General features: G+C 67.6%; 7 protein-coding genes. 2 read left to right on the plus strand and 5 right to left on the minus strand.

The genetic code is table 11. The features are described from left to right. Window positions 1–2: 2 nt before the first annotated feature. Genes nagA through AC1DIQ_RS10200 form a run of 5 tightly spaced genes read right to left on the minus strand, consistent with a single transcriptional unit; the run spans window position 3 to window position 5,368 of the window. Window positions 3–1,118, minus strand: a complete 1,116-nt coding sequence (gene nagA / locus AC1DIQ_RS10180) for an N-acetylglucosamine-6-phosphate deacetylase (protein ID WP_259262033.1) — start codon at window positions 1,116–1,118, stop codon at window positions 3–5. Further along, window positions 1,115–1,891, minus strand: a complete 777-nt coding sequence (locus AC1DIQ_RS10185) for a DeoR family transcriptional regulator (RefSeq protein ID WP_121040731.1) — start codon at window positions 1,889–1,891, stop codon at window positions 1,115–1,117. Before AC1DIQ_RS10185 ends, nagA begins: the two co-directional genes overlap by 4 nt. A gap of 34 nt (window positions 1,892–1,925) precedes the next feature. Continuing rightward, the gene (locus AC1DIQ_RS10190; protein ID WP_152150841.1) at window positions 1,926–3,254 is read right to left on the minus strand and encodes a D-tagatose-bisphosphate aldolase, class II, non-catalytic subunit; all 1,329 of its coding nucleotides are present in this window, start codon (window positions 3,252–3,254) and stop codon (window positions 1,926–1,928) included. A 23-nt stretch (window positions 3,255–3,277) separates the two neighbouring features. Next, on the minus strand, window positions 3,278–4,204 hold the full coding sequence (locus AC1DIQ_RS10195) for an ROK family protein (protein ID WP_478049969.1): 927 nt from the start codon (window positions 4,202–4,204) through the stop codon (window positions 3,278–3,280). A 6-nt stretch (window positions 4,205–4,210) separates the two neighbouring features. Next, window positions 4,211–5,368, minus strand: coding sequence for an SIS domain-containing protein (locus AC1DIQ_RS10200; protein ID WP_478049970.1), 1,158 nt, complete (start codon window positions 5,366–5,368; stop codon window positions 4,211–4,213). A gap of 333 nt (window positions 5,369–5,701) precedes the next feature. On the opposite strand from AC1DIQ_RS10200, the gene AC1DIQ_RS10205 reads away from it, so the two are divergent. After that, window positions 5,702–9,061: a TIM-barrel domain-containing protein gene (locus AC1DIQ_RS10205; RefSeq protein WP_478049971.1), complete on the plus strand. Its 3,360-nt coding sequence runs from the start codon at window positions 5,702–5,704 to the stop codon at window positions 9,059–9,061. A 133-nt stretch (window positions 9,062–9,194) separates the two neighbouring features. Continuing rightward, entirely contained in the window at window positions 9,195–12,167 is a 2,973-nt protein-coding gene (locus AC1DIQ_RS10210) for a TonB-dependent receptor plug domain-containing protein (RefSeq protein WP_121040720.1), read from the plus strand. Window positions 12,168–12,214: the final 47 nt, after the last annotated feature.

Consider the following 12,214-nt stretch of genomic DNA (forward strand, 5'->3'; position numbering starts at 1 on the left):
GCTCAGTCGAGCGCGATGTCATCGCCTTCCACCACCACGCCGCGCACGCGCAGGTCGTGATCGAGCACCACAAGGTCTGCCCAGGCACCGGTCGCGATGCGGCCGCGGTCGTCGATGCCGAGGTAGTCGGCCGGGTAGCGCGACAGGCGGTGGGAGGCATCGGCGATGTCCAGGCCGAGCGAGACCAGATTGCGCAGCGCCTGGTCCATGGTCAGTGCACTGCCGGCCAGCGAGCCGCTCGACAGCCGCACGCAGCCCAGGCATTTGTGCACGCGCTGTACGCCAAGCGCGTATTCGCCATCGGGCATGCCAGTCGCCGCAGTCGCATCAGTGACGCAGTACAGGCGCGGGATCGCGCGCAGCGCGGTGCGTATCGCGCCGGGATGCACGTGCTGCAGATCGGGAATGAGTTCAGCGTACTGCGCATGCGCGAGCGCGGCGGTGGCGATGCCGGGTTGGTAGTGATCCACGCCGGTCATGCCGTTGAACAGGTGGGTGAAGCCGGCCGCACCGGCGTTCAATGCAGCCACGCCGTCTTCGTAGCTGCCGGCACTGTGGCCGAGCTGCACGCGGATGCCGAGCGCGCTCAGCGCGGGAATCAGCGCCAGGTGCTGGCCTATCTCCGGAGCAAGGGTAAGCACCTTGATCGGGGCGATCGCATGCAGGCGCTGCACGTCGGCCAGCGTCGCCTCGACCACCAGCGGTGGCTGGGCGCCCAGGCGCTGCGCACTGATGAACGGCCCTTCCAGGTGCACACCGAGCACGCGGGCCATGCCGGGTGCGCGCGTGGCGATCGCGGTGGACAGGCCCTCAAGCGCGCGGGTGATGTCGTCTTCCTGCGCGGTCATGGTAGTGCCCAGCAGCGCCGTGGTGCCGTGCCGGGCATGTGCGCGTGCCACCGTCTGCGCAGTCGTCCCGCCCTGCATGATGTCCACGCCGGCACCGCCATGCACATGCAGGTCGATGAAGCCGGGCAGGATCAGCGGGACTTCGTCGTCATTCCGCGGATCGGCGTGCGCGGTATCGATGGCGGTGATGCGCTGGTCGAAATGGAGATCGCCGCGGACCCAACCGGTGTCGGTGAGCAGGCGGCCGTGCAGGGAGCGGGACTCGGTCAAGGCGGGGACTCGGCAATGATCACTTCGACGCCCAGCCGTTGCAGCCCTTCCAGGTACTCAGGCTCGATGCTGCCGTCGGTGATGATGGTATGGACCTGGTCCAGCCGCGCGATGCGGTGCAGGCTGACCCGGCCGAACTTGGACGCGTCGGTCAGCACCACGATGCGGCGCGCGCGCTCGACCATGCGGTGATTGAGGCTGGCTTCGGCCTCATGGTGGGTGGTGAGGCCGAACTGCAGGTCCAGGCCATCCACGCCCAGGAACAGCGTGTCGAAGCTGTAGGTGTTGAGGCTCGCCTCGGCCTGGGTGCCATGCAGTGAGAGCGACTGCTTGCGCAGCAGCCCGCCGGTGAGCAGCAGCTCCACCCCGGGCGCGTTGGCCAGCTCCCAGGCGATGTTGAGTCCGTTGGTCATGACCGTGACATCGCGATGCCCGCGCAGGTGCCGCGCCAGGGTCATCGTGGTCGAGCCGGAGTCGATGATGATGTTGTCGCCGGCTTTGACCAGCTTGGCCGCCTCGATACCGATACGGTCCTTCATCGGCAGGTTCAGGGCGTCCTTTTCATGGATGTCCTGTTCCTGCGGCGGCGTACGCACCAGCGTCGCGCCCCCGTGGGTGCGCGTGGCCAGCCCCTGCGATTCGATGTGGGTCAGGTCGGCGCGGATGGTGACCGCCGAGACCGCAAAGCGCGCCACCAGCTCGCTGACCTGCACGTTGCCGTGCTCGACCAGGGTCTGGAGGATCTGCTGGCGGCGCTGCCGTGTGTTTCGCATGGGGGCGATTCCGTTCGAAAGGGAAAGCCGAAGCTTACCGTTCCGAAAGCTCCTTGGCCTGCCGGGTTTCGTTATCCGCCCCTGAGCGGTTGCGATTGCAGGCCCGGGCATACTCGGCCAGGCGCAGCGCCACCTTGTGCTGGATCAGCGCCAACGGCGACGGCTGCAGCTCACCGGCCTCGATCGCCTTGAGCTGCTCGGGCATGAACTGGCTGAGCAGCATCTGCGGCGGCGCGTGCGCGGTGAGATTGGCGACCAGCGTGTCCAGCGCCGCCTGTACCGCCGGCTCGCCCCAGTAATAGCGGCTGCGGTCGCTGAGCGAGTACGCGCGCAGCAGGCGCAGTTCGTGTTCGTCGCCCTGGTAGTAGCTGCGCCAGCTGGCGGGCTTGTCGACCATGCAGCGGTCCAGCACCTCGATCAGATGCGAGCATTGCGCGGCGGGCAGCAGTTCGCGCTCGATCATCGCCAGCGCGAACACCGCCTCGCGGAACGCATAGGTCGCCGCCGGGCCGACTTTCAGGATCGCGAAGTGATCACGGACCAGTGCATGCAGGCCGGCTTCGGTCTGGTAATCGGTGGAGTGTGCTTCGAACACGATGCCCGGCTGCTGCTCGACGAAGGCCGACAGCTCCGCGGCGGCGGCCGGGTCGTAGTAGTGCACGCTGCTGTGGTCGAAATCCACGCCGGGCTGCACCACCATCGCGATCACGCGCTCCCAGGCCGGCAGCAGGTCCGGGGCGGAGAACGCCTCGCGGTGAATTGCCAACGTGGTCGCTGCGGCCGCCGGCGTGGTCACCTGCAGGCCGCCGGCCAGCGAGGCTTCACCGCCGGGAATCGGTACCTCGGTGCCGATCACGTAGACCGGTGGCGGCAGCCCGTGCTCGGCGGCCGTGCGCTCGGCAATCCGCGCCAGTTCGGCCGAGCGTGCGGCGACGATGGCGTCCGGCAACGGGGTCGGGTCATCGGCGCAGGACATGCTGCAGTCCAGGTGGATCTTGTGGAAACCGGCGGCGACATAGGCGGCGATCAGGTCACGCGCGTTCGCCATCGCCGTTGCTGCCGGGCCCTTCTGCCAGGCGTTGGGACCGAGGTGGTCGCCACCGAGCACCAGCCGCTCGGCCGGGAAGCCGGCATCGCGCGCCAGCTGCAGCACGTAGTCGCGGTACTGCGGCGGGGTCATGCCGGTGTAACCGCCGAACTGATCGACCTGGTTGGAGGTTGCCTCGATCAGCAGCAGGGTGTCGTAACGCTGCGCGACCTGCATCGCCGCCAGCAGCACCTGCGCGTTGCTGCAGCACACGCTGTACAGCCCGACGGGGTGGCCCTGGCGATGGGCGGCGATCAACGATTGGACGGCGGACATGGCAACTCCAGTAACAACGGTGTTCAGGGGGAGGGAGGGTGCTGGCGCGCGAGCAGGGCCGCGCCCCGCGCACCGCCGGCATCGCCGAAGGTGGGCGGCAGGATCGGCGGCACGCGTATGCCGTCGAACAGGTAGGGCGCGATCGCGGCCGGCAGATCGCGGTACAGCTGCTCCAGTTTGGACAGCCCGCCGCCGAGCACGATCACGTGTGGGTCCAGCGCGAGGATCAAGCTGGCGAAGCTGTAGCCCAGTAGATCGCGGTGGATGACCAGCGCCTGCTGCGCGATGGCATCGCCGGCCTGCGCGCGTGCGACCACCTCGGCGGCATCCAGCGCGTCGCCACCGCGGCGTTCATGGATCATCGCCAGGCCGCTGCCGGACACGTAACGCTCCAGGCAGCCGCGCAGGCCGCAGCCACAGTCCAGCACCGGCAGGTCGTGGCGCTGCTGCAGCGTGGCGGGCAGGCTCCAGTGGCCCCACTCGCCGGCGATGCCGTTGTGCCCGGCGATCAGCCGGCCGCCGACGCAGAAGCCACCGCCCGCCCCCGTGCCGAGGATCGCCCCGAACATACTGGGGTAGCCTGCGGCGGCGCCGTCATGGGCTTCGGACAAGGCGAAACACTGCAGGTCATTGCCCAGCTCCAACGGGCGCTGCAGGCGTGCCTGCAGGTCCGCACCGACCGTCTGACCGGTCAGGCTGGGCACGTTGGCACTGAGCTGGCGGCCGCTGACGCGATCACGCACGCCGGGCAGGCCGATGCCGACCCCCAGGCCGCGCAGGCCGAGTGCGGCGTCTGCCGCCTCGACCAGATCGACGATCGCCTGCAGGAACGCGGCGTAGTCGCGGGTCGGCGTCGCCACGCGTTGGCGGTGATGGACCCCCAGCGCGGCGTCGCACGCGACCAGTTCGATCTTGGTGCCGCCGATGTCGATGCCGTACCAGGTCTGCATGCGTGCTCAGCCGTGGGGGTGGATGGTCACGCCCTGCACCACACGGTTGACCGTGCCGTCGGGGAAGGGATTGTCCGGGGTCATGCCGAGCGCGGCCGAACGCTGCAGCGCATAGCACTGCGGCACCAGCAGCCACAGCGGGGCCAGCCACGGATCCGGCAAGGCGGGTGCGGCGAGGACGAAGTCGCCGTCGGCGCGGTCCGCATCCTCCGGCCCGATCGACAGCACGCGTCCGGCGATGCCGTCGCGGCGCAGTTCGTTCAACAGGTCCTGCTCGTAACGGCGGGCCAGCGGCTGCGCGCTGCGCAGCATCACCACCAGGGTCTCGCCGTTGAGGGTGGACTTGGGCCCATGGCGGAACCCCAGCGGCGTATTGGCCAGCGCCAGCAAGCGGCCGGCGGTGAGTTCGAGCACCTTCAGCGCGGCCTCGCGGGCAACCGCTTCGAGGGGACCGCTGCCGAGATAGATGACACGCGAATACGGCGCCTGGGCGAGGGTGGCCACCGCGCCATCCCAGGCATCCAGCGCACGCTCGCCCTGGCTGGCCAACGTGCGAAGACGCTCCAGGCGCGTTGCCCACGGGGCGCTGTCGAACGCACTCAGCGCGGCCAACAGCATGCAGCTCAGGCTGCTGGTCATGGCGAAGGCGCGATCACAGCTGGCCGGCGGCATCAGCAGCGAAAACGTATCGCTGCGGCCGTGGCCACGCGTGGCGAGTTCGCCTTCGGCATTGCAGGTGATATCGACGAAGCGCGCGTGCTCCACCTGGTCGCGGACCAGATCCACCGCGGCCACGCTCTCCGGGCTGGAGCCGCTGCGCCCGAACGACACCAGCAGGGTCGGGCGGTCGCGGCGCAGGTACAGCGCCGGATGGGTCAGCAGGCTGGTGGTATGCACGGCGCGCACCTCGGCAGGCCACTGCGCATTGATCTGGTCGGCCACCATCTCGGCAATGAAGCCCGAGCTGCCGGCACCGGTGAAGATCACCAACTGGCTGGGATCGCGCAGGGCCTCCCCGAGGAAGCCATCGATGCGCACCTGCGCAGCCTCCAGCAGGCTGGCCAGCGCGGCCCACACGCGGGGCTGCTGGGCGATTTCTTCGGCGGTATAGGCGCCACCGAGGCGCTGCCACGTGGGCAAATCAGGGAGCAGAGAAGCGTCCATTCGCAATTCCTGTTGGGCGACCGCACCTTCTTCGTTTTCTTTCGAAATGTCAAATATCGAAAGATAAAGAAAAGGTCGGTGGGTCACAGTTTTCGCTGTTCGATCGGTGTCTGAACGCCATGGGTGGCCGTGGATGCCGCGCTGCACCAAGGTTTCAGGCGGCAACAAACGCGTATTCAGGTGGCGTTTGGAAAGTGTCGCGCCGCCACATCTTTCGTTTATGTTTAAATATCCTTCCTTTTTCTTTGCAATTTGTTGACATCTTTCGAGACCCTGCCCTAGAGTCGGCCGCACTGGTTTCAGTTTCCCGCTGACCGCGGGCTTGGGGGCAAGGTGGACTTCCGGTTTCGACGCACTGGTCTGACGATCGCACTGCTTACCGCAGTAGCTCTGGCTGCCACTGCCAACGCTGAGCCGGTGGGCAACCTGCGTGCGATCAGCGCCGCCCCCGCCAACGACGGCACCGCCGGCTGGACACTCAGCACGGATACCGGCGCCACCCTGCGCGTGGAGTTGCTGCGCGATGACGTGCTGCGTGTGCGCGCCGGCCGCAACGGCACGCTCACCGATGCCAGCGACAAGGCTGCCCCGATCGTACTGCCGCAGCCGGCCGCGAAGGTCGCCTTCGAGGTGGAGGAAGATGGCAACGAGGTGCGTATCCGTACCGACGCCCTGGTGCTGCGCATCCAGCGCCAGCCACTGCGCCTGTCGCTGGATCGCCGCGACGGCGAACGCGATGTCGCGTTGTGGCACGAACTGCAGCCGCTGGACCTGGACAAGGACCAGAGCGTGCAGGTGCTCTCCAGCGAAGGCGATGAGCACTTCTACGGCGGCGGCCAGCAGAACGGTCGCTTCGAGTTCAAGGGCCGCGAACTGGAGGTCTCGTATTCCGGTGGCTGGGAAGAAGGCGATCGCCCCAACCCGGCGCCGATGCTGCTGAGCTCGCGGGGCTGGGGCATGCTGCGCAACACGTGGAGCGACGGCACCTATGATCTGCGCCAGGCCGACCAGGCCACGCTGCTGCACCGCGAAGACCGCTTCGATGCGTACTACTTCGTCGGGCCCAGCCTGCACACGCTGCTGGACCGCTATACCACGCTGACCGGCCGCGCCGGCCTGCTGCCGCGCTGGGCGTTCTCCTATGGCGACGCCGACTGCTACAACGATGGCGACAACATCAAGAAGCCCGGCAGCGTGCCCGAGGGCTGGAGCGACGGCCCGACCGGCACCACGCCGGATGTGGTGGACAGCGTGGCCCGGCAGTACCGCGACCACGACATGCCCGGCGGCTGGATCCTGCCCAACGATGGCTACGGCTGCGGCTACAAGAAGCTGCCCGAGACCGTGCAGGGCCTGGCCAAGTACGGCTTCAAGACCGGCCTGTGGACCGAGAACGGCGTCGACAAGATCGCCTGGGAAGTCGGTACTGCGGGCAGCCGCGTGCAGAAGCTGGACGTGGCCTGGACCGGCAAGGGCTATCAGTTCGCGATGGATGCCAACCAGTCCGCGTTCAACGGCATCCTGAACAATTCCGACTCGCGCCCGTTCCTGTGGACGGTGATGGGCTGGGGCGGCATCCAGCGTTACGCGGTGGCCTGGACTGGCGACCAGAGCAGCAGCTGGGATTACATCCGCTGGCACATCCCGACCCTGATCGGCTCGGGCCTGTCCGGCATGGCCTACGCCAGTGGCGACGTGGACGCGATCTTTGGCGGCAGCGCTGAGACGTTCACCCGCGACCTGCAGTGGAAGAGCTTCACCCCTGTGCTGATGGGCATGTCCGGCTGGTCCGGCAATGCGCGCAAGCACCCGTGGTGGTTCGATGAGCCCTACCGCAGCGTCAACCGCGACTACCTCAAGCTGAAGATGCGCATGACCCCGTACATGTACGGGCTGGCACACGATGCGGCGACCAGCGGCGCGCCGCTGCTGCGCGCGCTGATGTGGGACTACCCGCAGGACCCGCAGGCCTATACCGAAGCACACAAGTACCAGTTCCTGCTCGGCCGCGAGCTGCTGATCGCGCCGGTGTACCGCAGCCAGGCCGCGAGCCGTGGCTGGCGCCGCGACATCCACCTGCCGCAGGGCCGCTGGATCGACTACTGGGACGGCCGCCAGCTGCTCGCCGGCGCCGAGGGGCGCTCGCTGGATCGCCCGGTCGACCTGGCCACGATCCCGGTGTTCGTGCGCGCCGGGGCGATCATTCCGATGTACCCGGCGATGCTCTACGACGGTGAGAAGCCGCTCGACGAAGTGACCTTCGATCTGTACCCGCAGGGCACCTCGCAGTACACGCTGTACGAAGATGATGGTGCCACCCGCCGCTATGAGAAGGGCGAATCGAGCACGCAGGCGATCACGGTGCAGGCCCCGGCACAGGGGACTGGCCCGGTGCAGGTGCGCATCGAGGCGGTGCAGGGCCAGTACGCCGGCCAGCTGCCGCAGCGCCGGTATGCGCTGCGCGTGCTCAGCCGCCAGCGCCCGGCGGCGGTGACGCTGGACGGCCGCGCGCTGCCGATGCTGGCCGACCCGGCGGCGTGGCAGGCCGCGGGCGAGGGCTGGTACTTCGATGCGGCCGAGCGCCGCGGCACCCTGCACGTGCGCACCGCACCGACCGACATCCGTCAGCCGCTCGCACTGCAGCTGGAGCTGCCGATCGCTGCCGCACCGGCCGACGATGCCTTCCCGGCCGCACCGGAACTGGGCCGCGCGCTGCCCTCGGACAGCCTGCTGGTGGTCAACCGCCCGGCCGAGGAGCAGGGCTACGAGATGGAGAAGGCCTTCGACGATGACCCGGCCACGTGGTTCCGCACTGTGCGCAACCAGGCGGTCAAGACCGGTGCGCACGAGTGGGTGCTCGGCTTCGGCGAACGCAAGCTGATCGACGGCATCGAACTGGCGCCACGCAACGACCAGCATTGGAAGAGCGGGCAGATCCGCGATTACGAAATCTACATGGCCGACAGCAATGGCGAGTGGGGTGAGCCGATCAAGCGTGGCCGCCTGACCCTGCAGCAAGGCATGCAGCAGATCGATTTCCCCGCCCATGCCGGCCGCCTGCTGCGCTTCCGCGTGCTCAGCACGCAGAACCCGGAAGGCGACGGTGCCAGCGCTGCCGACCCGATGGTGACCGCGGCGCAGGGCAGCGTGGCGCGTGCGGTGGATGCGCTGCAGCCCCGCGATGTCGGCCCGATCGTGCTGTCCACCTTCCACGTGCTGGAGCATCCGCAGCCGGAGGGTCCCGCGCAGCAGCTGTATCTCTCCGCGCTGCGCATGCCGGCCCCGGTGAAGGCCAGCGTGGCTGCCGACCGCGCCCTCGGTGGGCAGGCGGAGATGCGCATGAACGGGCTGCATTTCCGCCGCGGCCTGGGCGTCAACGCCAACAGCCGGATCGATCTGAAACTGACGGGCAGCTGGCGCCTGCTGCGTGCCGACCTGGGGATCGATGATCAGTGCCGCACCGCCGGCGGCATGCAGTTCCAGGTGTGGGGTGACGGTCGGCTGCTGTACGACAGCGGGCTGGTCACCGCACCCGGCGTGGTCAAACCGGAGCTGGACGTGCGCGGCCTGCAGCGGCTGAGTCTGCGCACGCTCGGGGCGCAGGGCGATCACCCCGCGCAGGTCTGTGGCAACTGGGCCAATGCCGCCCTGATCGGACAGGAGGGCGATACCGCCAGCATCGTGTCGCCGTAACCGAACCGCCTGTCGAAACACCGCTCTCTCCCGTTTCCCGTCTGCGGCCGTCTGGCCGCGGCACGGGGGACGTTTGCCCGAAAACACCCATCCACCGCCAGCCCCACGCTGCGGATCGAACAAGGAGCCAAAGATGTTGACCGAACGCCATCGCCATCGCCGCATCACCGCCACCCCCTTGTCCATCGCACTCGGCCTGGCCGTCGCGGTGGTCGGCAGTGCCAGCGCCCAGGACGCATCACCCGATACGAAAGCCACCGAGCTGTCGCGCATCGAGGTGACCGGCTCCAACATCCGCCGCAGTGATGTGGAAACCGCCTCGCCGGTGCAGGTGATCAGCAAGCAGGACATCGAGAACATGGGCGCGCGCACCCTGCTGCAGGTGCTCGACAACCTGCCCGCCGCGCGGCCGGGCCAGCAGGACTCGCGCTCGCTGTTCACCGGTTCGGATGGTGCCTCGCAGGCCAACCTGCGTGGCCTCGGCGCACAGGGCACGCTGGTGCTGCTCAATGGCCGCCGTCTGTCCTACTACGGCGCGCCGGCCGGCTTCCAGACCCAGTTCGTCAACATCGATGCGATCCCTGCCGCAGCGATCGAACGCATGGAAGTGCTGACCGACGGCGCCTCGGCCGTCTATGGCACCGATGCGGTGGCCGGCGTGATCAACGTGATCACCAAACGCTCCTACCAGGGCGCGGAGATCAACCTCACCACGGACAAATCCTCGCGGATCAGCTCCTACGGCGAGCACCAGGGCAGCATCACCGCCGGCTTCGGCGATCTGGATGAAGACCGCTACAACGTCTACGCCTCGGTCAACCTGTATCGGCGCGATGCGATCCCGCTGAGCGACTTCTACGACAAGCGGCCCGACCAGTACTACGTCAACAACCCCAACTACCTGCCCAACCTGCGCCTGGGCACCGGCAGCAAGCCGGGTGAGTTCAACCCGGGCAGCTACTTCGCCTTCGATCCGGTCACCGGCCGCCGTGTGCAGGAGGCCGCGCCGGGCTGCAACAACGTGCTCACCAGCGAAGCGGCCGGACCCCGCTGTATCTGGGAAACTTGGATGAACAACGAGATCGACGCCGGCGCCAAATCCGAGCGCAACACCGCGTACGTCAACGCCCACTTCCTGATCGGCGACAGCACCGAAGCCTTCGCCGAAGCGACCTACACCGACATCGACCTGACCGCCAACGGCGGTACGCCGCGCGCCTACGGCACCACCACCGGCAACCCGACCAGCTGGTTCTCGCGCAACACCGGCACCACGGTCAACCAGTTCCTGTATCCCTACCTGGGCCCGAACAACGAATACAACAACGCCTCGCCCGAACTGAAGGCACTGATGGGCGGCGTGGTCGGCCTGCAGTACCTGCTGCAGGACGTGGGTGCCAACCACTTCGGCCAGCGCAACACCGACCAGAGCTACCGCGTGGTGGCCGGGCTGCGCGGTGACATCGGCGACTGGAACTGGGAAACCGCGTTTGCCACGGCCGGCAGCCACTCGGTCACCTACCAGACCACCAACGTCAACCTGGCCGGCTTCGAGAAGGCCTTCGGCCCGTACTCGGTCGATCCGGGCACCGGCCGTGTGATCATTTCCGATCACCCGGCGTACAAGTTCGGTGAGATCAGCGAAGCCAACGCCGCCCTGATCCGTGAAGCATTCCCGACCTTCGACATCCAGTCCTGGACGCGCCTGCATACGCTGGACGGCAAGATCGAAGGCCCGCTGTTCCAGATGCCGGCCGGTGAAGTGCGTGCGGCCTTCGGCTTCAACGCCAGCCGCGAAACCTTCTACACCCCGGGCAACCCGGATGCGGCCAACGGCCTGATCACCCAGCAGGGCGGCTCGTGGTTCGACGGCAAGCGCAATACCTATGCGCTGTTCGCCGAGACGGTGGCGCCGCTCACCGAGAAGCTGGAGCTGGACGCCGCGCTGCGCGTGGACAAGTACCCGGACTTCAGCGCCAACCTGGCCCCGAAGATCGGCCTGAAGTACCAGATGTTCGATCAGCTGATGCTGCGCGGCACCTACTCCACCGGCTTCCGCGCCCCCAGCCTGGCCGAGTCCGGCAACGGTGGCGTGTTCGCCCAGTTGGGGGGCTACCGTGATGAAGTGCGCTGCAACGAGACCAACGCCATCGCCAACCTCCTGCTGCGGTCGCAGCGCGGCGGGGACGTCGACCTCGGCAACTCCCTGCTCAATACTGATTGCAGCCGCACGGTGGCGCGCATGACCCAGCCCAACCCGGACCTCAAGCCGGAGAAGGCCAAGATCACCACGCTCGGTTTCGTCTACGAGCCGACCCAATGGTTGTCGGTGTCGGCCGATTACTGGTTCATCTACCGCAGCAATGAAATCGTCGCCCCGGATTTCACCCGCGACGAAGACATCATTTCCTCCACGCGTTCGCCGATCACCGAAAGCGACCGCGCCAACCTGGCCGCCCTGGCGGCGATGTGCGCCGACCCGGCCAGCGGCGTGGCCTGTCCCGGCACGCTGCCCGGCTACAGCGTGGGCAACGTGGCCAGCGTGGTGGGCCAGTACAAGAACCGTGGCAAGACCCTGATCGACGGCTTCGACATCGATGCGCGCAGCCGCTTCTCGCTGGGCGAGTGGGGCAACCTCAATATCGGTGTGGCCGCCACCATCGCCAACCGCAACCGCTCCTACCTGGATGATGAAAGCGGCTGGTACTACGGCGACCTGGTCGGCTATTACAACAACCCGAGGCTGCGCGCCACGTTGAACGCGGACTGGAGCTACAAGCAGGTCACCACCAGCGTCTTCGTCAACTACGTGGGTGGCACCAAGTGGGCGCTGCAGCAGATCGACGAGGAGGACAACAATCCGCAGACCTGCACCGCCGGCTACCTGCCGGTGGAGCAGAGCAAGTGCGATGGCGCCCCGTCGTGGTGGACCGCCAACCTGAGCGTGGCCTGGCGCCCGGATGCGCATTGGAACGTCGGCTTCACCATCAAGAACCTGTTCGACCGCCTGCCGTTCTATGACCCGAACAGCTTCCTCGGCGATTCCAGCGATTACGCCACCATCTTCGGTCGCGGCTACAGTCTCACCGTCGGCTATAAGTTCTGATGCTTCCCCCGCGCCGGTCCCGGCCGGCGCGATCTTCACACGAGGTA

It is taken from the genome of Stenotrophomonas sp. 05L413 (assembly GCF_056397945.1).